We start from the raw sequence: 22,807 nt of genomic DNA, 5'->3' as shown, positions 1-22,807 counted from the left end.
ATACAAAACTACAACGTTGGCGTAGATTCTCTTTCCACCAAATGTGTTTCTATAAGCTCTGTGCGGTAAAGTTCGTTTTCTTCCTCCATTTCGAGCCTTTCAATAAGCATTTGGGCAGCCCTTCCTCCCATTTTTATACCATTTTGGCTAATAGTTGATATACTTGGCGTAGAGAACTGTGAAATTATGCCATCTGTAAATCCTATAACAGATAAGTCTTCAGGTACTTTAAGCCCCATTCTGTTTGCAAGTTTTATGGTAGTTACTGCAAAAAGCTCGTTAACGGCAAATATGGCATCGGGTTTTTGTTCCTGTAGCAGCTTTTCTATTTTACTTGCGCAATTTTCTATATCTTCTATTTTCACGATCATGGCATCATCAGCTACCCTGTCATGATCTTTAAGTGCATTAATGTAGCCATCGGTGCGCAGCTTGCCTACACTCACATAATCTACCGTAGTTACAAGGCCTATTTTTTTAAAGTTATTTTTTATAAAAAAATCAACCGCTTCATAGGCTGCCAACTGGTCATCTATAATAACCTTGTCACAAAGTACTTCATTAGTAACCCTGTCAAACATAACAACAGGCATGCCCTGGTTTATTACTTCTTCTATATGGTGGAAGTCTTTCTTTAGCTGTGTTTCCTTGCTTAAAGACATTATAAAGCCATCTATACTGCCATTGGCAAGCATTTCCATGTTAATAACCTCTTTATCAAATGATTCATCCGAAAGGCAGACAATAACATTATAACCATTTTCGTTAGCCACCTGCTCTATGCCACTAATTACCGTGGCAAAAAAGTGGTGTACAATTTCAGGGATTATAATACCAATTGTCTTGGTTTTTTTGTTTTTAAGGCTTAGCGCAATATTGTTTGGCCTGTAATTATAGAGCTTTGCAAAGGCCTGTACTTTTTGGCGGGTGTCTTCGCTAATTTCAGGGCTGTTTCGCAGTGACTTAGAAACTGTTGAGATAGACACATCTAGTTCCTTAGCAATTTGTTTAAGGGTTACCTTTCTTTTCATTTAGAAATTGTAAACTATTATTTCGCAAATAAAGATAAACCATATTTTAATTAATAACAATTATCTTACTGAAATTGTGCAACATCTGAAAAGTTTTCAACACGCAAACGTTTTCGGCAGACACTTAGTGCGAAAACGTTTTTTTGTTAAGTGAATTTACATAATTTTAACATTCGAAGTGAACTTATAAGTAAAAAGCAAAGCAAAATTAACCTAAACAACTTGTATGAAAACAATGTATCAAAAGTTCTTACTTTTCTTACTCATGCTACCCTTAAGTGTACTTGCACAAAGTACAGTAACGGGTACTGTGAGTGAAAGTGCCACCGGGCTGCCCATACCGGGGGCAAATGTAATAGTGGAGGGCACAAACAATGGTACCACAACCGATATTGACGGTAACTATACACTTAACGGCGTGAGTGCCGGAAACCGTATAGTTTTCAGCTTTATTGGTTTTGCAAACCAAGTGGTAGAATATACCGGGCAGGCAACCATAAATGTATCGCTTGATGAAGATGCAACACAACTTGAAGAGGTTGTGGTAATTGGTTATGGTACCACTACCAAAAAAGATGCTACAGGTTCATTAACCACTGTAACATCTGATGAGTTTAACAAAGGTGCTATTACTACTGCCGACCAGTTATTAACAGGTAGGGCTCCGGGTGTAAGGATTACAAGCGCAGGCGGTCAGCCTGATGCTGCCCCGAACATCAGGATACGTGGCGGTAGCTCACTTAGTGCACAAAACAATCCGCTAATTATTATTGATGGTGTGCCTTTAGATTATGTTAACCCGGCAGGTGTCAGCAACCCGCTATCTTTAGTTAACCCTAATGATATTGAGTCTTTTACGATACTTAAAGATGCTTCTGCCACAGCAATATACGGTTCACGAGCATCTAATGGTGTAATTATCATTACTACAAAAAAAGGCACATCTGGTGCTCCTCAGTTTAACTATACAGCAAATGTTGGTTTTAGTAAAGCTACTGACCTGATTGATGTAATGGACGGTAATACATTCACACGCTTCATCCAGGAATACCACCCTAACAGCATAGCTAATTATGAAGCCGGGACAAGAGGACTTACAGATTATTTAGGTATTGATGACCCAACTACTGATGCAATAGATAATCCTGCTACTCCGGAAGTTGAAGGAAGGATACTATCTAACACTAACTGGCAGGACCAAATATTAAGGACATCTGTTTTTACCGATCATAATTTTAGTGCACGGGCTAACCTGTTTGGTAAGGTGCCTGTGCGTGCGTCTATTGGTTATAACAAAACCGAAGGTGTGGTTAAAACTAATGATTATGAACGTTACACCGCATCAGTTAAGCTTACGCCTTCATTTTTAGACGATCATCTAAAAATTGATGTAAATGCAAAAGGTTTATGGGTTGATAAAAATGCTATAGATGAAGGTGGGGCGATTGGCGGTGCTCTAAATATGGACCCTACAAAGCCTGTTTACACAACTGCAGAAACTAACAACTTTGGAGGTTACTACCAAAACACAACCCTTACTGACCCTCTGGATCTTGACGGGCAATATAACCCGGTTAACCTTCTTAACGAAAGAAGAAGGCCTGAAACTGTAAACAAGCTTATAGGTAATGTTCAGTTCGATTACAAAATGCATTTTCTTCCTGAATTAAGGGCTATTGTAAACCTGGGTGTTGAAGCTTCACGTGCTGACATAGTAGAGAAATTTGGTGAATATGCTCTTGCCACCTACCAGAGAGACAACGATAATGACACATGGGTGTTTAACCCTGGCGTAAATTATAGGGAAACACAGCACATTACTAACAAGCTGCTTGATGCGTACCTGGCTTATACAAAAACATTTGAGGGCCCGCTAACACGCATAGATGCACAGGCAGGACACTCTTACCAAAGCTTTGTAAATGATGGTTATAAAACTATTTATCAATATAATGTTGACTCCGGTTTAAGGGAAGAAAGGATTAATGAGCAAAACCTGAACAACAGGTATTATAATAAAGCTGTTCTTCAGTCTTATTTTGGCCGCGCCAACATCGATTTTTATGATAAATACCTTTTCACATTTACACTTAGGGCAGATGGTTCTTCACTTTTCAGGGAAGATGAGCGTTGGGGTTATTTCCCGGCTGCAGCACTTGCCTGGAGAGTTACCGATGAAAACTTCCTTAAAGAAAGTAAAGTTGTTAATGACCTTAAAATAAGGTTGGGTTACGGACAAACCGGACAGCAGGATATCACACAAATTCGTGGTGCAGGTTATTACCCTACTTCGGCAATATTTAGTCCAGGCGACCCTAACAGCCAGTACTTACCCGGTACTAACACTTATAACGCACTTCCGTTTAATGATCAGCTTAAATGGGAAGTTACAACCACCTATAACGTTGGTGTTGATTTCTCTTTGTTTAAAAACAACCTTTTATCAGGTAGTGTAGATGTTTACAGGAGAGTAACTGATGACCTCTTAGTACTTTCATTCGTTCCTCCGGGGCAGTACCTAACAAACGAAATTACTCAAAACGTAGGCTCGCTTGAGAACAGGGGTATAGAAATTGACCTTAATGTTAAACCAATTTCAAATGAAAATTTTTCATGGGAATTATTGGGTAACCTTTCATATAACTTCGGAGAAGTTACCAACCTTAACAATGTAACATCTATAGATGCTCCTGAGTCAGGACTTCCTGTATCAACAGGTTTAAGGCTTGCACGTCACAGCGTGGGTTCTCAACCGTACTCAGCGTGGGTATTTGAACAGCTTTATGACAATCAGGGCAATCCGATTGTAGATGCTTATAAAGACCGTAACGGTGACGGGCAAATTACAAACGATGACAGGTATTATAAAGCACTGCGTCCTAACTGGACATTTGGATTCGGAACTAATGTAAATTATAAGAATTTTGACTTGTCTGCAAACTTTCACGGACAGTTAGACGGACAGGTGTACAATGCTATCAAACTTGCAGGAGGATGGACAAACAGGCCGGTTCCTAATAACACAAACAGCCTTAGCAACGTTCTTAACTTTTATGAAGGTGCTGCAGACCCAAGGTTTGAAACTATTAACGGGAACATTCCGTTATCAGATTATTATCTTGAAAATGCCGCTTTCTTAAGATGTGATAACATTACACTTGGCTACAGATTTAGTAAATTTGTAAAGTCAGCTTCATTACGTATCTACGCTACTGTAAATAATGCATTTATAATTACAGAATATTCTGGTCAGGATCCGGAAAACTTTAACGCTATAGATAACAACTTTTATCCGCGTCCACGTACATATAGTTTTGGCTTAAACCTTGACTTTTAATAAAAAAATTGGATATGAAAAACTTCAGAAATAAGATAATTTTAGGATTAACCGCCTTGGTTTTGGTAGTTTCTTCGTGTACTGATGACCTCAACACGAAGCCAAAAGTGGAATTATCATTAGAAAACCTTTTAGCTAAAGACCCTAACGCAGTTCAGGGATTACTTTCTAAAATGTATGGTGCATTTGCACTATCAGGCCCTAATGGACCGGGCAGCTCTGATATTTCAGGGCCGGATCCCGGTGAAACAGCTTTTCTTAGGGGTATCATTAACCTTCAGGATTTTACAGCCGATGGTATGAAAAACCGTTGGGGAGATGACGGTCTAGACCAGCTAACAACAACGTCTGACTGGAATTCAAACAATAAATTCTTCAGGTACCTGTATGACAGGGTATATTATGTTGTACCACAAACTACTAATATTATTCTTGCACTTGACAATGTTGATGTGGCCAACGAAGAACAGATAATAAGCGAGCTTCGTTTTATACGCGCTCTTGCTTATTACTACATGATAGACTGCTTCGGAAAAGGAGTAATTATTAATGAAAGTAACTATGGTAATACCTCACCGCTGCCTGAGTCTTCAAGAACAGAGCTTTTTGAATATGTAGAAAGCGAGCTTTTAGCTATAGAGCCTGCTATGCCTTTAACCAATGACTATGGCAGGGCAAACAAATCTGTTGTGAGGATGCTTTTAGCCAAGCTGTATCTTAATGCCGAAGTATATACTGGGCAGCAAAGGTGGACTGATGCTTTTAACTACACCAATCTTGTTATAACGGAAGGTGGTTATAGCCTTGCAGATGATTTTGTAAGCGTATTCAGCGGAGATAATAATACTTCTTCGGAAATTATTTTCCCGCTCATAGCAGATCCAATTGTAAGCCAGAGTTTTGGTAATACTACCTATATTGTAAATGGCTCTTTAAGCACAGAAACAATGCCTTTGGCCCAATTTGGTGCAACAGAGGGCTGGTCGGGCCACAGGGCAACAAAAGCATGGTATGGCCTTTATGGCGACCTTGAAACGTCTACAGACGAAAGAGCCCAGCTATTCTGGACAGAAGGCCACAGCTTTGAAATGAACGATTATAAAATATGGACTGATGGTTATCCGTCAATCAAGTTCAGGAATACAAACTATAGCGGCAGTTCTATAGCTACATCTTTCTCTCCTACAGATTTCCCAATGTTCAGGCTGGCTGATGCCTACCTTATGTATGCAGAATGCTTCCTTAGAAATGGCGGTGGTTCTCAGGGCGAAGCACTAAATTATGTAAATGCAATAAGGAACAGGGCTAACGCAGGAGCTATAACAGCAGGTGAGCTTACGCTTGACTTTATTCTTGACGAAAGGGCGCGCGAGCTTAACCTTGAAGGCCACAGAAGGACTGACCTTATCCGCTTTGGCAGGTTTACAGGCGGTACTTACCTATGGCCGTGGAAAGGAAACTCATTTACAGGAAGTTCAATCCCTAGCACATATAATGTATTCCCTATTCCTGCAAGTGCTTTACAGTCTAACCCTAACTTAACACAAAACCCTGGTTACTAATCTTATTAATATTCAACAAATGAAAAAGATATTTAATTTATCAATTTTTACATTACTGTTTTTATCAGTAATGTCGTGCAGCACGGATGACAACAAAATTGTTGTAAATACTTCTAACAATCCGGTGCTTATAGCTCCAGAAAGCGGATCAACCATTACATTAAACGCAGGTGCTCCTGAATCTACTGCACTTACACTTGTATGGGATCATGCAGCCTACACTGTTGACACCGAAATTAACTATACTGTAGAGATGGCTGTTGCTGGTACTGATTTTGCAGCTCCTGTAGAAATAGGAACAACAACAAGCAGGATATTGCTTTTGAACAATACCGTACTTAGAGACAGGCTTACAGATGAAGCTCCTGATGGCCTTGGGCTTAGTGATGAAGAAGATGCAAACGTAGAAGTAAGAGTAACCGCCTCTCTTGGTGATAATGCCGACCTGCCAATGGTATCTGAGCCTTTAGCATTTACGGTTAATTTTGGTGGCGAAGTGGTAGAGCCTGTAGAACCTGCACTTTTCCTGGTAGGCCAGGTACAGTCTTACTACGGTTTAAATGCATGGACTCCTACAACAGCTATACCAATGCGATATATTGGTGATGGTGAAACTTTAGTGTTCGAAGCATATGTAAAAGTAGGCGCCGGAGACGGATTTAAATTTGTAGGTGCACAGGCTGACTGGGGTGACCAAACTCTAAATGTTGGTACAATTGGCGGAGCACAGGATGGTAACCTTGAAAACTCAGGTGGCAGTGGCGATATTAAAGTTGCTGAAACTGATGGTGAAGGCCAATATTATGTGTGGGTTGACCTTGATAACCTTGAATACAAATATGTAAAAATGCAATGGGGTATAATTGGTGATGCAACTCCGGGTGCATGGAATGATGAAACCCCTATGACATATGACTTTGCAAGCAACACATGGTCTATAACTACAGCACTTTCTCAAGGTGAATTGAAGTTTAGGTCTGCTAATACAGGCCAGTTTATTGCTAACGACCCGTGGAAATTTAATGTTGGTAACAGCGATCCGCTGGTTACTTACAATCCAGCTTCAGGAAACTTCCCTATCACAGCAGGCTCTTATACACTTGGGCTTACTGTTAACTTTGACGGTACTGCCGCAGTAACCGGACTGTAATTCTATTTAATAACAAAAAGGGCTGTATAATCAGCCCTTTTTTATCACATTTAAATAATTATGAAAAAGATTACCCTCTTATTTTTACTATTGCTAAGCTATGCGGGTATTGCGCAGGTGACCACCTCCCCTTCTCCTGCTATAGCTACAGGGCCTGTAACCGTTTTTTTTGATAAAGCGGGTACGCCTCTTGCCGGCTACAACGGCACCATATATGCACACATTGGCCTTACCGTAGATGGTAACCAATGGCAAAATGTTATTGGCGACTGGGGTAATAATACCACCCAGCCTGCCCTTACTCTGGTTTCAGGAACTACCTATAAACTGGATATAACTCCGAATCTTTATACCTACTTTGGTGTACCCACCACAAGCACCATAACACAAATTTGTATTGTATTAAGGGCTGCTACTGGCTCACCGCAGTCAGCAGATATTTTTGTTAATGTTGGCGCATTTCAGGTAAACCTTACCAACCCGGCAGATGACAGCACTACCCTGCTTGCATCAGGAAGTTCATTAAACATTACGGCTACAAACACCGGCGGTAATGCAAGCTATACGCTAAAGGCAAATGGTGCTACACTTAACACCAACGCGAGTACATCAAGTTATGCATACAATCACACCAATATAACTTCAAACCAGAATTATGAGTTGGTTGTACAACAGGGCACAAATACTATTACTAAGAACTTCTCGGTAGTAGTTAATCCCAACACTGTGTCTCAGGCTATGCCTGCGGGGGTAAGGGATGGTATCAACTATAGTGATGCCGATGCTACTAAAGCTACACTGGTTTTAAATGCTCCGGGTAAAGATTATGTATATGTTGCGGGCAGCTTTAACAACTGGCAGCCAACATCGGCTTATGCCATGAAAAAAGACCCTGCTACAGGAAAGTTCTGGTTAGAGCTTACAGGGCTTACAGCGGGTGCGGTTAACACATTCCAGTATTGGGTAGTAGACCAGACTCCGTTTACCAACTCTCCTGCTCTTGTAAAAACAGCAGATCCTTTCTCTACACTTGTATTATCTCCTTATGATGACCCTTTTATCAACACCTATCCTAATATGCCTGCATATCCTGCGGGGCAGTCATTTGAGGTTTCGGTACTACAAACAGCACAGCCTGCTTACAACTGGCAGGTAACTGATTTTGAAAGGCCTGCTAAAGAAGACCTTATCATATATGAATTGCTGATAAGGGATTTTAATAATGAAAAAACATGGAACTCATTAATTGACCAGATCAATTATTTTAAAAACCTTAATGTAAACGCCATAGAGCTAATGCCTGTAATGGAGTTTGAAGGAAACATTTCATGGGGTTACAATACCGCTTACCACCTTGCACTGGATAAGGCTTACGGTAATGAAAACTCGATGAAGGAGTTTATAGACCTTTGTCACCAGAATGGCATAGCGGTAATATTAGACCTAGCACTTAACCATGTTTACGGACGCTCACCGCTTGCGCGCATGTGGGTAGATGACCCGGACGGTGATGGTTTTGGCAACACTACTACAGAAAACCCTTACTGCAACGTAATAGCAACACACTCTTACAGTGTTGGTACCGACCTTAACCACCAGTCAGAGCTTACTCAGTATTATACTGAAAGGACGATAGAGCATTGGATAACTGAATTTAAAATAGACGGTTTCCGTTGGGACCTTACCAAAGGCTTTACACAAGTTTGTAATGCCGGAGATGATTCATGTACCAATGCATATCATACAGACAGGGTTAATATACTTAAAGAATATGCAGATTACCAGTGGTCTTTAGATCCTGATTTTTATGTGATATTTGAACACCTTGGTGTTGGCGGCTCTGCACAGGAAGAAGTTGAGTGGGCTAACTACAGGGCTAATGAAGGCAAAGGCATTATGCTTTGGGGCAAATATACTGACCCTTACAACCAAAACTCAATGGGTTATGCCAGCAACAGCAACTTTAACGCTATGGATTTCCAAAACAGGGGCTTTAATGAGCCAAGGCTTGTAGGTTATGCAGAAAGTCACGATGAGGAAAGGCTTATGTATAAAAACCTTGAGTTTGGTAACAACTCAGGAGGCTATAATGTAAAAGACCTTGAAACAGCGCTTGAGAGGCAAAAAGCTATAGGCGCTATGGTATTTACTATTCCTGGCCCTAAAATGCTTTGGCAGTTTGGCGAGCTTGGTTATGAGTACAGCATTAATTACTGCCAGAACGGAAGTATAAACAATAACTGCCGTACAGACCCTAAGCCTATACCGTTTGAACTTGGTTATACAGAAGAAGCCGCAAGGATGTCATTATACAACACCTGGGCAGATATCATAGAGCTAAGGCTTAACAATGATGTTTTCCATACGGACAATGTAACAATTGAATCGGGTGACCTTACACCAAGGATAGACATCTGGCGTACCGACCTGCCTGCAGGAGAGCTAAACAGCGTTATTGTACTTGCTAATTTTGATGTAACTGCTAAAACAGTAGAAACCTTCTTCCCGTCAACAGACAACTGGTACAACCTTATGGCTAACGACGAGATTATAAGTGGTACAACTACAAGCATTACTCTACAACCGGGTGAGTTCAGGATACTGGGTAATCAGCCTGCAGCTTTAAGCTCAGACAGGTTCGAGGCTTCTAAGGCAGTGCTTTACCCCAACCCTGCATCGGGCAGCTTCAGCATAAATACGGATACTAATAAAGTAGAAGTATATACTGTAACAGGCCAGATGATAAAATCTTTCAACGGAGCATCGGCAAATACAATTTTTGACGTGAATAATCTTACTAATGGCATGTATTTTGTAAGAATAACTGACAGTGAGATGCGTGTAAATACCATTAAGCTGATCAAAAAATAAAGTTAGTTGAGTTAGTTTTTTATGTTAAGTTCAAAAAGGCCTTCATTTTGGAGGCCTTTTATGTTAACAGCAGCATCTATTCTAAAATTATATAATGAAAAAAATCACACTCCTTTTTAAAAACCTTACCGCACTTGCCCTGCTTTTATGCAGCGGCTTTGCAATAGCACAAAGTACCGGCGTTACGTTTATGGCAAACATGAACTACCAGATTACCCAGGGCAACTTTAACCCTGCAACACAATCGGTAGATATTGCCGGGAGCTTTAATAACTGGGGCGCAACTGTTACCCCGCTTTCAGATACCGATAATGACGGTATTTATACCGCAACACTATCATTGCCTGTAGGCGCAACCATACAGTTTAAAACACGCATAAACGCACAATGGGACGGCACAGAAGAGTTTGCCGGTGGCGGCCCAAACCGCAACTATACCGTTATGCCAAATGGCGTTGTGCAATACTGGTATAATGATGAATTTCCGCCCAATGCGCTTGATGCAAGAATAACAGCATCTGCCTATGTGGTACAGCCCGCACAGGAAGTACAGTTTTATGATGCTTCTAATGGCAGCCCGGTAGCGTGGAGCTGGACATTTACAGGTGGTACTCCCGAAACATCTGAAGCACAAAACCCTATAGTAACCTATGCAAACCCCGGAAGCTATGCTGTAACCCTTACAGTTACTAATGCAGATGGCGAAAGCATGACGCGGACCTTTAATAACTACATCCGTATAGATGATATGCAGACCCACTGGTGGAACGACCGCGTTTTTTATGAGGTGTTTGTACGCAGCTTTAAAGACAGTAACGGCGATGGTAAAGGCGACCTTCAGGGGCTTATAGACAAGCTGGACTACCTGAACGACGGTAATCCTGAAACTACTACCGATTTAGGCATTACAGGCATCTGGCTTATGCCGATACAAAAATCGCCGTCCTATCACGGTTATGATGTTACCGATTATATGGCTGTGGAAGAAGATTATGGCAACAACCCGCTTTTCCAGCAGTTTATGACCGAAGCCCATAACAGGGGCATTAAGGTTATTATTGACCTTGTTATGAACCACAGCTCTAACGAGCACCCGTGGTTTGTGGCATCGCAATCGCCGGGTTCTGATAAGCGCGACTGGTACATTTGGGAAGATACCAACCCCGGTACACCGGGCCCGTTTGAGGGTAACCCGTGGCACAACTTTAACGGCGACTTTTACTATGGCGCTTTTTGGAGTGGCATGCCCGACCTGAATTTTTACAACGAAGAAGTACACGAGGCATTTGAAGAGATAACCGAGTTCTGGCTTACTGATATGAATGTTGATGGCTTCAGGCTGGATGCAGTTAAGTTCCTGCACGAAAATGGTACAGCAGTACAAAACACACCCGAAACGCTTGCTTACTGGCAGGAATTCAGGGCTTACTACAAATCGGTAAAGCCTGATGCTTTTGCCGTGGGCGAAGCATGGGATTTAACCAGCATAGCAAACCAGTATGTAAATAACAACGGCCTTGATTATGTTTTTGAATTTGAAACTGCCGATGCAATGCTTAATGCGCTAAACAGCGGCAACGCTACCGATTTAAGGGCTCAGATGGTAGAAAATATGCAGAGCTACCCGTTCCTGCAATTCGGTACAATGCTTACCAACCATGACACCGACAGGGTTATGAGCGTGCTTGGCAATGATGTGGCTAAGGCTAAGGCGGCAGCTGCATTATACCTTACCCTGCCCGGCATACCCTATATTTATTACGGCGAAGAAATTGGTATGACAGGCGTTAAGCCCGACCCGCAGCTAAGAACACCCATGCAGTGGACGGGTGTTGGCGGCGCAGGTTTTACAACAGGCGCACCATGGCATGCTATAAATACAGACTATACGATTAAAAACGTGGCAGCTCAGCAAGCCAATACAGGTTCGCTTTGGCATCACTACCGCAAGCTGGTCGAAGTAAGGCACCAGGAAGAAGCGCTAAGGCGCGGAACCTACCTGCCTGTTACCGCTTCATCTGATGCAGTTTTTGCTTTTATCAGGCAGCATAACGGCCAGAATATACTGATAGCGGTAAATGTGGGGGGCTCTCAGCAGGATGTGGCGCTTGCCATACCACAGGCAGGGTTAGAGCCGGGCAACCACATGATGTATGAGTTGCTTGACGGCTCTGAGATAGAAATGACTGCAGGGCCTTCAGGCGGGTTTGAGTCACTGGATATGGTATTGCCTGCACGGGGCTACAAGATTTACAAAATAGACAATGCCCTTAGTGTTGCACAGCCACAAGCAGCAAAAGCACTGCTATATCCTAACCCGGCAAAAGGCAGTTTCAGTCTTACTGTACCTTCAGAGAAAGTTGAACTCTATAATACCAGAGGCCAGCTTATAACAACTTATCAGGGTGCAGCAGCACATTACAGCTATAGCACCGATGGTTTAGCCAAAGGTATTTATATGGTAAAGGTAAAAACAGCAACCGGACAAAGTACTTTAAAACTGGTTATAGAATAATAATAACTGCAACGCAGCATAAAGCTCTCCTCTGTGGGAGCTTTTTTGTTATTTATATCTTAAAGAGAGGTAATGTACCTGCCACAGTTTTTAATTTTATGTTTTAAATGTAAGTGAATATGAAACGAATAATTATGATTATAGCTGTTGCCATGCTGACAGCCATGTGTGGTACAGTTAACAAAGGTAACAGTACTACGGCAGAGAAAAGGCCGGATGTGCAGTACCGCGACGACTTTAAATCGGCTGGTGAAGCTGAAAAAAATAAGCTCTTGAAAGACCTTAAAGCGGAAAGCAGCAATTATAGCGTGCTGATATTTACCCAAAACTACAAAGGGCAAAAAATAAAAGTAAGCAATACCAACAAAAGGCTGTTTAATGAGTATGTAGTATCTAACCTTAAAACGGGTATTGCAGGCAAGCTGCGCATAGATAACCGTTATGATACTACACTATATGATAATTACGATAAAACGTCTACAGTAATAGAAGCCAAAGAGGCGCAAAAACATAAATATATTTATGTAATGAAAAACCCCGGCAATAAAAACCCTTTTACCATTACTTATAGTAATACATTGAGACCGTTGGAGTAATCAGTTCCATCTCGAACTTGCGGAAAAATCTTTAATAAGATTTAATTGAGATTTTCCGGCTTCATTTCATTTCGCCCGAAATAGAAATTTAACTTGCAGGCTTCGTTCGTAGCAAACAATAAAATTCCCGAATAATAATTTTTTGCTACACATTTGAAGTTCTGATAAATAATTGTACTTTTGCACTCCCTTTATTGGGGACGGAATGTTTAATTAAAATTATTTATTGTGAACACATTAAGCTACAAGACAATTTCAGCCAATAAGGCAACCGCTGATAAACAGTGGATTGTTGTTGATGCTGAAGGTCATAATTTGGGCCGTTTTGCTTCTAAAGTTGCGATGCTTTTGAGGGGCAAATACAAGCCGAATTATACCCCGCACGTGGACTGTGGCGATAACGTAATTGTTATCAACGCAGACAAAATTAACCTTACCGGTAACAAGCTGGAGGATAAAACCTACATCCGCCACACTGGCTACCCAGGAGGACAAAGGACTTTAACTGCTAAAAACGTAATGGCTAAAAACCCTGCAATTTTAGTAGAGAAAGCTGTGAAAGGTATGCTGCCTAAAAACAAACTTGGCGCAGAACTTTTCCGTAATTTAAATGTATATGTAGGGCCTGACCACAAGCACGCTGCTCAGACTCCTAAAACCGTTAACTTAAACGACTTAAAGTAATGGCAACTATCCACAAAATCGGCAGGAGGAAAACTGCTGTTGCCCGTGTTTACCTGACAGAAGGTTCAGGAAAAATTACGGTAAACAAAAGAGAATTTGAAACCTATTTCCCAACTGCTACCCTACAGTATAAAGTTAAGCAGGCGTTAGAAATGACTAACAACACTGAAAACTTTGACGTAAAGGTAAATGTTTACGGAGGTGGTATTACAGGCCAGGCAGAAGCCGTGCGTATGGCTATTGCCCGCGCAATGTGCGAAGCTGATGCTGAGAACAGGAGCATCCTTAAGCCTGAAGGACTGTTAACAAGGGATCCTCGTATGGTTGAGCGTAAGAAATTCGGCCAGAAGAAAGCCCGTAAGAGATTCCAGTTCTCTAAACGTTAATATTCTTATTGTTGCCTTGTTTGCAGGGCAGCATGGTTCATTAAAATTATTGTATTTAAAAACTCAAGTTGTTGTTGCTTCGCCGAGGCGAAGGTTAGTTTAGCATCTAAATGGGCAGGGCCTTACCTAATAAGCCACCTGTGCATTGCTTACTCAACAGAACGTAAACTATTACAAAAATGGCAAATAAAGTAGATGTAAAAGAATTACTGGAAGCCGGTGTTCACTTCGGACACATGACCAGGAAATGGGATCCTAACATGGCCCCTTATATATACATGGAGCGTAATGGCATACACATTATAAACCTGTATAAAACCGCAGCTAAAATAGAAGAGGCTAACGAAGCCCTTAAAAAAATTGCTGCATCGGGAAGGAAAGTCCTTTTCGTAGCTACAAAAAAGCAAGCTAAAGACATTGTTGCCGAAAAAGCAAGTGCCGCAAATATGCCTTACATTACAGAAAGGTGGCCGGGCGGTATGCTTACTAACTTTGTTACTATCCGTAAAGCTGTTAAGAAAATGGCTTCTATAGATAAAATGAAGAAAGACGGTACATTTAACACGCTTTCTAAAAAAGAGCGCCTTCAGGTTGACCGCCTTCGTGCTAAGCTTGAGAAAAACCTTGGCTCTATTGCCGATATGACAAGGCTTCCTGCCGCGTTATTCGTAGTAGACATCAAGGCAGAACACATCGCAGTAAAAGAAGCTCAGAAATTAAACATTCCGGTTTTTGCAATGGTAGATACCAACTCTGACCCACGTGAGGTTGATTATGTTATCCCTGCAAATGATGACGCTTCTAAGTCTATAGACAAAATTTTATCTTTAGTAACAGGTGCTATTACCGAGGGCCTTTCTGACAGGAAATCTGACAAAGAAGACCTGCCTGCAGGAGAACCGGTTGCCGCACAAACAGCTGCCGAAGCTAACGCTACCGAAGAATAAAACATAACATTACAATAAAGTCGTTATGCTGGCAGATGTTTACTTTTGTATCCATTACCAGCATTACGGCTTTAATTTTTAACTAATAAACTCTATTCAAAATGGCAAATATTACTGCTGCAGACGTAAATAAACTAAGACAGATTACAGGGGCCGGTATGATGGACTGTAAAAAAGCGCTTGTTGAAGCGGAAGGCGATTTCGATAAAGCTATCGAGATACTTCGTAAAAAAGGACAAAAGGTTGCTGCCAACAGGGCTGACAGGGAATCTTCTGAAGGTGCTGTTATTGCTGCTGTTAATGCTGATAACACTCAGGGTGTGATTATATCGCTTAACTGCGAAACCGACTTTGTTGCTAAAAACGAATCGTTCACAAAGCTTGCTACAGATCTTGCTGAGCTTGCCCTTAACTACAATACTAAAGAAGAGTTTCTTGCTGCCGACTATAACGGCCTTAAAGTAGAAGAAAAACTTACTGAGCAGACAGGTGTTATTGGTGAGAAAATAGAAATAGGATCTTTCGAAACACTTAGCGGTGCTTTTGTAAACTCATACATACACGCCGGTAACAGGATAGCTACCCTTGTAGCCCTTTCTGCTAACGTAGAAGGCGCTGACGAGGCTGCACGCAACGTTGCTATGCAGGCTGCCGCTATGGCTCCGCTTGCCCTTAACGAAGAAGGTGTGGATGCCGTTACAATTGAAAAAGAGATTGAGATAGCTAAAGACCAGCTTCGCCAGGAAGGCAAGCCGGAGGCTATGCTTGATAACATTGCTAAAGGTAAACTTGGCCGTTTCTTTAAAGATAACACCCTTGTAAACCAGGATTATATTAAAGACAGCAAAGTTAGCGTAAGCGAGTACGTAAAATCAGTTAACGCTGACCTTACCGTAACCGGATTTAAAAGGGTTGCACTTGCTTAATTAAAGTTCAACTTAAATAAATTAAGAATCCCGCACCGAAAGGCTGCGGGATTTTTTTATTTATTGATACATGCTTCCCAAAGTATTACATCGAAATTTTAAATATTGTTTAATTTATTGTACAAAATAATTAAACTAATTTTGAGAGCATAAAAGCTCATTATGCTGCAGTCCCGCAAAGAAATAATCTACGTAATACTTGCCGGAATTTTTATTACCAATGCTGTTACGGCAGAACTTATTGGTGGTAAAATTATTAATATAGGGCCATATGTGGCGAGCATAGGCATACTGCCGTGGCCTGTGGTTTTCCTGACTACCGACCTTATAAACGAATATTTCGGGCGGGAGGGCGTACGGCGATTATCATTTATTACAGCAGGGCTAATAGCATATTGCTTTGTAATACTGTATGCCGCAATGCAAATACCAGCATCTGAAAGGCTGCCAAATATAACAGATGGGCAGTTTAACGCCGTTTTCGGGCAAAGCCTCTGGATAATTGTGGGCAGTATAACGGCATTCTTAGTATCACAGCTAATCGATATTACTATATTTCATTACTTTAAAAAGCGGACGGGTAAAAAAATGATATGGCTCCGCACTACAGGGTCTACTGTTATATCACAATTTTTTGATAGCTTTATCGTGTTGGGAATTGCCTTTTACCTTACCGGGAAAATGGACACCCAAACCTATATTTCATCCGGGTTTACGGGATATTTCATTAAACTGGCGGTTGCCATACTGCTCACGCCTGTTATATACCTTGCGCACGGATGGATAGACAAGTATATAGACGTTAAAGAAGAAAAATAAGATGCATATATCAGACAAAAAGCGCTGTGGCTGGTGCACAGGCAGTGAGCTATACGAAAAATATCATGATGAGGAATGGGGCCGTCCGGTGCATGATGACGATACCCTATTCCAGTTCCTGTTGCTGGAAACCTTTCAGGCGGGGCTTAGCTGGATAACCATATTAAAAAAGAGGGAAAACTTCAGGAAAGCTTTTGATGATTTTGATTATAAAAAAATAGCCGCTTATGATGATGACAAAATAGCAGAATTATTGAATAATGCAGGTATCATCCGTAACAAACTGAAGGTGTACGGAGCTGTAACCAATGCGCAGGCTTTTATAAAGGTTCAGGAAGAATTCGGGAGCTTCTCCAAATACTTTTGGGACTTTACTAACGGCAAGCCTGTTGTAAACAATTTTACATCACTTAAAGAAGTCCCTGCCACTACCTCACTATCAGATGCTATTAGTAAAGACATGAAAAAGCGTAGCTTTAAGTTTGTAGGCTCAACGGTTATTTATGCACACATGCAGGCAACAGGAATGGTTAATGACCATGTGTTGGATTGCTGGACACGCCAATAAATTAGAAATCAGAATTCAGATTTTAGAATTTAGACTATGCCTTCTTATATCAAATAAAAAAATCCTGCCCCGGCAGGATTTTTTATATTATAACTTCTAATTTCTGACTTCTCAAATTAGTAGCGGTAGTACTCCGGCTTAAATGGCCCTTCAACCTCAACGCCAATATAATTAGCTTGGTCGGTGCTTAGGGTTTCAAGTTCCACGCCTAATTTAGCAAGGTGCAGCATGGCAACTTTTTCATCAAGGTGCTTAGGCAGCATATATACTTTGTTCTCATAGTTCTCGCTGTTTTTCCAAAGCTCTATTTGCGCAAGTGTCTGGTTAGTAAACGAGTTACTCATTACAAAGCTTGGGTGGCCTGTAGCACAACCCAGGTTAACAAGGCGGCCTTCGGCAAGTATAATAACATCTTTACCGTTGATTGTATATTTATCTACCTGTGGCTTTATTTCAACTTTGGTTGAACCATGGTTTTTGTTTAGCCAAGCCATATCAATTTCGTTATCAAAGTGGCCTATGTTACAAACAATGGTTTTGTCTTTCATAGCCTCAAAGTGGCGGCTCACAACAATATCTTTATTACCTGTAGTGGTTATTACAATATCGGCATTGCCTACAACGGTATCAAGCTTTTTAACCTCATAACCATCCATAGCAGCCTGTAGCGCACATATAGGGTCAATTTCAGTAACAGTAACTATAGAGCCTGCCCCACGAAAAGAAGCGGCAGTACCTTTACCCACATCTCCGTAACCGCATACTACTACCCTTTTACCGGCAAGCATAACATCGGTAGCACGGCGAATAGCATCTACAGCACTTTCTTTACAGCCATACTTGTTATCAAATTTAGATTTGGTAACAGAGTCGTTAACGTTTATTGCAGGCATAACAAGCGTGCCATTCTTCATCCTTTCATAAAGGCGGTGTACACCTGTCGTAGTTTCTTCAGATAGTCCTTTAATACCTGCTGCAAGCTCAGGGTAACGGTCAAACACCATATTGGTAAGGTCGCCACCATCATCAAGTATCATGTTAAGCGGCTCACGGTCTTCGCCAAAAAACAGGGTTTGCTCTATACACCAGTCAAACTCCTCCTCGTTCATGCCTTTCCATGCATAAACCGGTATGCCTGCGGCAGCAATGGCAGCAGCGGCATGGTCCTGTGTAGAGAATATGTTGCATGAGCTCCAGGTAACTTCAGCGCCAAGCGCTACAAGTGTTTCTATAAGCACAGCGGTTTGTATGGTCATGTGCAGGCAGCCTGCAATACGGGCGCCTTTAAGCGGCTGCTCGTTCTTATATTCTTCGCGCAGTGCCATAAGGCCGGGCATTTCAGCTTCTGCAAGTTCTATCTCTTTTCGGCCCCATTCTGCAAGTGAAATATCTTTTACTTTATAAGCCACGTGTGGCACAGTCTTAGTACTCATGAATTTGTATATTTGTGATTAGCAAAAATTTATGCAAATGTAGCGATTTCCCTCTTAAACACCCAGCTTTAAGGTTATTTTAAGCTTTGTTGAGGGTTTTTAAGCGTTTGAAAACCAAACAAATGTAAAACACATTCAAAATTAGGAAAATGCCTCTTTATACTGCTTATAAAAAAGACGATGGCACACAGGTTTTAGTGTGGAAAATTACAGAAAGCCTTAAAGAACTTACCCAAAAAGTAGCGCTTAAGCCCGTGTGCCATAACCGTATTGACGGGATGAAGAGCGAGCTGCACCGCAAAGGCTTTTTAAGCGTGCGCATGCTGTTGCAGGAAGCCGGCTATACCGATTTTGATATGTTTTATGGCGATGACGGCAAACCCCACCTTACCGATGGCAAGAACATTTCCATAACCCATTCGTATGGATTCTCGGCAATAGCCATTAGCAATAAGAATGTGGGTATTGATATGGAAATGCAGCGCGAAAAGATAATAACCATTGCCAATAAATTCTGCATAACAGAGTTTAGCTATCTCGACCCTATGCACCTGCAGGAATACATGCGCCAGCTTACCGTTATATGGGGCGTTAAAGAAGCGCTTTTTAAAATGATATCGCTGCCCGGCATCAGTTTTAAGAACCACATAGATGTTTTAAGGTTTAGCATAGATGATAAACGCGGAAGGGCGCAGGTAACTTTTGACAATATGAACCGTAACTATATTTTCTTTTTTGAGGAACTGGAAGGCTTTACGCTGGTATATAGTTTTGAAGAAGAAATTTTAAGCCACTAAAATTAATGACCGATTTTTTCGACCTTCTTTTCAGCCAGTACCAAAGTTACAGCACAACCAACATTATCCTGGAGGCCATCGCGGTTATATTCGGCATTATAAGTGTCTTCTATTCTAAGCACAACAACATACTTGTTTACCCAACAGGCATTATAAGCACGGCAATTTATGTTTACCTGCTGTACCACTGGGACTTATATGGCGACCTTATCATAAACGTATATTATTTTGCTATGAGCATTTACGGCTGGCACCTGTGGAGCAAGAAAAATAATGCTGATGAGGACTTACTTAAAATAACCGAAATGACTGCAAAAGATAACTTAAAATGCATACAGATATTTATTGTTTCGGTTATATTTGTGTCGGCTGTGTACGTTTATTTTGACAAATTCAGCCATTGGTGGGCTTATGTAGATACCTTTATCACAGGGCTCTTTTTTATAGGGATGTGGCTGCTTGCCAAAAGAAAACTGGAAAACTGGCTTTTTTTAATAGCAGGAGATGTTATTGCCATTCCGCTTTTCTTTTATAAAGGCTACACCCTATCCAGTATATTATATATATTCTTAACCATAGTTGCCATATTTGGTTATATATCATGGAGAAAAAAATTACAAAACAATACACCGGCTCTGTTAACATAATTATTTATGCCGATAACCAGCAAAACGCCCAAAACATAACAAAAAGCCTTGCTGCAACTACAGATGCTAACCCAAAAAGGGAATATGCATTTAAGAGCTATGACTTTGAAATGGCGCTTACAAAAAAAAATAAATTCGCCGAGAACAAGCTTGCCATTTTAGCAACAACTGATTTAGCTACAGAAACGGTAAAGCAACTGATAAACCGCCTTGACAAAAAAGGGGCGAATTATATAGTTGCCGAAAGCAGCGATGATACCCTAGCCGACTATTGCGCCACACTACTGGATAATGTTGAAAAAGCAATGCAGCTTGGCTTCAGCATCAGCGACTATACTCAGATACATGAAAAAGGTATTTGTTTAGAAAAAATAAAAGACCAGATTACTATATTCAGGGATGGCATAACTAAAATAAGCCTTAAAAAGCCTGCAGTTATAAATGACGGTATCTTTAAGTTACCCAAAAAATCGGCTGAAGAGTATGCCGAGTACTTCGAAAAGAAAAAGGACAATTATAAGCTCATGAAGTTTATACCGGCATCGGGTGCCGCTACCCGTATGTTTAAGTTCTTAAATGAGTTTATGGCCGATTTTAATCCTGAAGAAGATACACTTAATGCTTATGTAAACCGCAAAAACGCTAATGAACTTAATGTTTTTTTAGTGGGGCTGGAAAAATTTGCCTTCTTTAATGATATAGCGGATGTAATAAGGCAAAAACCTGAATATAACGAATGGAGCAAAAGCACCCGCGCTTATAACTTTATCAGCACCATGCTCCAGGACGAGCGTTTTGATTTTGCCAACAAGCCAAAGGGCATACTGCCTTTTCATAAATATGAAGATCATGTAGCTACACCGATATGCGAACATTTTAAGGAAAGTATAGGCTATGCAGTGTCGCAAAACAAAACCAATTTGCATTTCACCATATCAGAAGAGCACCTTGACGGATTTTTAGATGCCGTTAAAGAAGCTAAAGATGCCGTTGAGAAAACTACTGATGCAGAGATCAACTTCAGCTTTTCTTACCAGCACAAGAGTACTGATACCCTTGCGGTAGATATGGAGAACAAGCCATTCAGGGAAGATAATGGCAATATACTGTTTCGACCCGGAGGGCATGGCGCGCTTATAGAAAACCTTAATGAGCTGGATGCCGATATTGTTTTTATAAAGAATATAGATAATGTTAGCCATAACAATATAGAACTGATATCGCTTTACAAAAAAGCACTTGCCGGGGGCCTTATAGAGCTTCAGGAGCAGGTATTTATTTTCCTGGAACGTATAGACGAAGGCGGCATTACCGAAGAAGAGGTAAACGAGATATTCACTTTTGCCAAAGAGCAGCTTTCGCAGCACATACCGGCTGACGTACATAAATTTACCACCGAAAATAAAGTAGAATATGCACGCCAGTTGCTTAACAGGCCTATACGCGTTTGCGGCATGGTAAAGAACGAAGGCGAACCGGGTGGCGGGCCGTTTTGGGTGGAAGAAGAAAAAGGCAGGCTTTCACTGCAAATTGTAGAAAGCTCGCAGATAGACATGGACAACAAAAACCAGAAGCAGGTATTTTCGCAGTCCACACACTTTAACCCTGTAGACTTGGTGTGCGGACTTAAAGACTATAAGGGCAACAAGTTTAACCTCACACAGTATGTAGATAACGCTACCGGGTTTATAGTACAAAAAAACCGCCTGGGCAAAGATGTAAAATCATACGAACTACCGGGACTTTGGAATGGCGCTATGGCAGGCTGGATTACGGTTTTTGTGGAAGTGCCCCTCGAAACGTTTAACCCTGTTAAAACGGTAAATGATCTATTAAAGCCGGCGCACCAGCCGCAATAGCAATCTACGATTGATGATTTTAGATTAATATTCTGAAATCTTAGATCTGAAATAAACATGAATAAAGACCTCATTATACAGGAACTTGATTTTAAGGCGGTGCGAAGCAGCGGCGCGGGCGGGCAAAATGTAAACAAGGTTGCCAGCAAAGTGGTATTGAGCTTTAACCTTGAACAAAGCGATGCCCTTACAGATGAGGAAAAAGCCCTTGCCGAAGACAAACTTGCATCACGCCTTACCAATGATAAGGTACTGATATTGCAATGTGATGAAGACCGCAGCCAGTTACGAAATAAGGAACTGGTTATCAAGCGTTTTTTGCAGGTTATACAAAATGCTTTGACTGTCCCTAAAAAGCGTACTCCTACCAAAGTACCGAAAGCTGTAGTAAAAAAAAGGCTTGAGAACAAACGAAGGCAGTCAGACATCAAACAATCGAGGAGAAAACCGGATTTTTAATCTTGAAAAATTATTCCGGAAACTGTGCTTTAATTTCCCAATTCTGAAATAAAACTATTACTTTTGCGCTGTCTCAAAGGGGTGCCCTAAATCACGGGCTGAGATCATACCCAAAGAACCTGGGCGGGTAATGCCGCCAAGGGAAAGGCGAAAAGGTGCAGGAGTGCACGCCGGCCTTAAGCCAATGAATCATTTTATTATTAACTTTAAAAAAGGAATA

General features: G+C 41.2%; 18 protein-coding genes and 1 riboswitch. Of the genes, 16 read left to right on the top strand and 2 right to left on the bottom strand.

Going from position 1 to position 22,807, the window contains the following annotated elements:
- Positions 1 to 8: 8 nt before the first annotated feature.
- Complete coding sequence (locus tag Q0K96_RS08500; protein WP_297333575.1) at positions 9 to 1,031, bottom strand: LacI family DNA-binding transcriptional regulator; 1,023 nt, start codon at positions 1,029 to 1,031, stop codon at positions 9 to 11.
- 226 nt (positions 1,032 to 1,257) lie between these two features.
- On the opposite strand from Q0K96_RS08500, the gene Q0K96_RS08495 reads away from it, so the two are divergent.
- From Q0K96_RS08495 to Q0K96_RS08440, 12 genes are all read left to right on the top strand, one after another.
- Positions 1,258 to 4,368: a TonB-dependent receptor gene (locus Q0K96_RS08495; RefSeq protein ID WP_297333574.1), complete on the top strand. Its 3,111-nt coding sequence runs from the start codon at positions 1,258 to 1,260 to the stop codon at positions 4,366 to 4,368.
- A gap of 14 nt (positions 4,369 to 4,382) precedes the next feature.
- Positions 4,383 to 5,930, top strand: coding sequence for a RagB/SusD family nutrient uptake outer membrane protein (locus Q0K96_RS08490; protein ID WP_297333573.1), 1,548 nt, complete (start codon positions 4,383 to 4,385; stop codon positions 5,928 to 5,930).
- Positions 5,931 to 5,949: 19 nt separating this feature from the next.
- Positions 5,950 to 7,080, top strand: a complete 1,131-nt coding sequence (locus Q0K96_RS08485; RefSeq protein WP_297333572.1) for a SusE domain-containing protein — start codon at positions 5,950 to 5,952, stop codon at positions 7,078 to 7,080.
- 60 nt (positions 7,081 to 7,140) lie between these two features.
- Positions 7,141 to 9,951: an alpha-amylase family glycosyl hydrolase gene (locus Q0K96_RS08480; protein ID WP_297333571.1), complete on the top strand. Its 2,811-nt coding sequence runs from the start codon at positions 7,141 to 7,143 to the stop codon at positions 9,949 to 9,951.
- A 94-nt stretch (positions 9,952 to 10,045) separates the two neighbouring features.
- Complete coding sequence (locus tag Q0K96_RS08475) at positions 10,046 to 12,466, top strand: alpha-amylase family glycosyl hydrolase (protein ID WP_297333570.1); 2,421 nt, start codon at positions 10,046 to 10,048, stop codon at positions 12,464 to 12,466.
- 119 nt (positions 12,467 to 12,585) lie between these two features.
- Positions 12,586 to 13,062, top strand: coding sequence for a hypothetical protein (locus Q0K96_RS08470; RefSeq protein ID WP_297333569.1), 477 nt, complete (start codon positions 12,586 to 12,588; stop codon positions 13,060 to 13,062).
- Between the two features lie 228 nt (positions 13,063 to 13,290).
- On the top strand, positions 13,291 to 13,746 hold the full coding sequence (gene rplM / locus Q0K96_RS08465) for a 50S ribosomal protein L13 (RefSeq protein ID WP_223054090.1): 456 nt from the start codon (positions 13,291 to 13,293) through the stop codon (positions 13,744 to 13,746).
- Entirely contained in the window at positions 13,746 to 14,132 is a 387-nt protein-coding gene (rpsI, locus tag Q0K96_RS08460; protein WP_223054091.1) for a 30S ribosomal protein S9, read from the top strand. The genes rplM and rpsI overlap by 1 nt, the downstream gene beginning before the upstream one ends.
- Positions 14,133 to 14,311: 179 nt before the next feature.
- On the top strand, positions 14,312 to 15,079 hold the full coding sequence (rpsB, locus tag Q0K96_RS08455) for a 30S ribosomal protein S2 (protein WP_223054092.1): 768 nt from the start codon (positions 14,312 to 14,314) through the stop codon (positions 15,077 to 15,079).
- A 101-nt stretch (positions 15,080 to 15,180) separates the two neighbouring features.
- Positions 15,181 to 16,005, top strand: coding sequence for a translation elongation factor Ts (gene tsf / locus Q0K96_RS08450; RefSeq protein WP_297333568.1), 825 nt, complete (start codon positions 15,181 to 15,183; stop codon positions 16,003 to 16,005).
- A gap of 162 nt (positions 16,006 to 16,167) precedes the next feature.
- The gene (locus tag Q0K96_RS08445; protein WP_297333567.1) at positions 16,168 to 16,824 is read left to right on the top strand and encodes a queuosine precursor transporter; all 657 of its coding nucleotides are present in this window, start codon (positions 16,168 to 16,170) and stop codon (positions 16,822 to 16,824) included.
- 1 nt (position 16,825) lies between these two features.
- On the top strand, positions 16,826 to 17,392 hold the full coding sequence (locus Q0K96_RS08440; protein ID WP_297333566.1) for a DNA-3-methyladenine glycosylase I: 567 nt from the start codon (positions 16,826 to 16,828) through the stop codon (positions 17,390 to 17,392).
- 116 nt (positions 17,393 to 17,508) lie between these two features.
- Here the strand turns inward: Q0K96_RS08440 and ahcY are convergent, their stop codons facing one another.
- Entirely contained in the window at positions 17,509 to 18,825 is a 1,317-nt protein-coding gene (ahcY, locus tag Q0K96_RS08435; RefSeq protein WP_297333565.1) for an adenosylhomocysteinase, read from the bottom strand.
- Positions 18,826 to 18,974: 149 nt separating this feature from the next.
- Between ahcY and Q0K96_RS08430 the strand changes: the two genes are divergently transcribed.
- Genes Q0K96_RS08430 through arfB form a run of 4 tightly spaced genes read left to right on the top strand, consistent with a single transcriptional unit; the run spans position 18,975 to position 22,587 of the window.
- Positions 18,975 to 19,622, top strand: coding sequence for a 4'-phosphopantetheinyl transferase family protein (locus Q0K96_RS08430; RefSeq protein WP_297333564.1), 648 nt, complete (start codon positions 18,975 to 18,977; stop codon positions 19,620 to 19,622).
- 5 nt (positions 19,623 to 19,627) lie between these two features.
- Positions 19,628 to 20,269: a nicotinamide riboside transporter PnuC gene (gene pnuC, locus Q0K96_RS08425; protein ID WP_297333563.1), complete on the top strand. Its 642-nt coding sequence runs from the start codon at positions 19,628 to 19,630 to the stop codon at positions 20,267 to 20,269.
- Positions 20,224 to 22,128, top strand: coding sequence for a DUF4301 family protein (locus tag Q0K96_RS08420; protein ID WP_297333562.1), 1,905 nt, complete (start codon positions 20,224 to 20,226; stop codon positions 22,126 to 22,128). Before pnuC ends, Q0K96_RS08420 begins: the two co-directional genes overlap by 46 nt.
- Positions 22,129 to 22,185: 57 nt before the next feature.
- Entirely contained in the window at positions 22,186 to 22,587 is a 402-nt protein-coding gene (gene arfB / locus Q0K96_RS08415; protein ID WP_297333561.1) for an alternative ribosome rescue aminoacyl-tRNA hydrolase ArfB, read from the top strand.
- A gap of 67 nt (positions 22,588 to 22,654) precedes the next feature.
- Positions 22,655 to 22,748, top strand: a riboswitch (TPP riboswitch).
- Positions 22,749 to 22,807 lie beyond the last annotated feature (59 nt).

This window comes from Flavobacterium sp. (assembly GCF_024305175.1).
Classification (GTDB): domain Bacteria; phylum Bacteroidota; class Bacteroidia; order Flavobacteriales; family Flavobacteriaceae; genus Flavobacterium.
The sequence above is the reverse complement of the archived record's forward strand: the minus strand, read 5'-3'. Positions and strand labels throughout refer to the sequence as shown.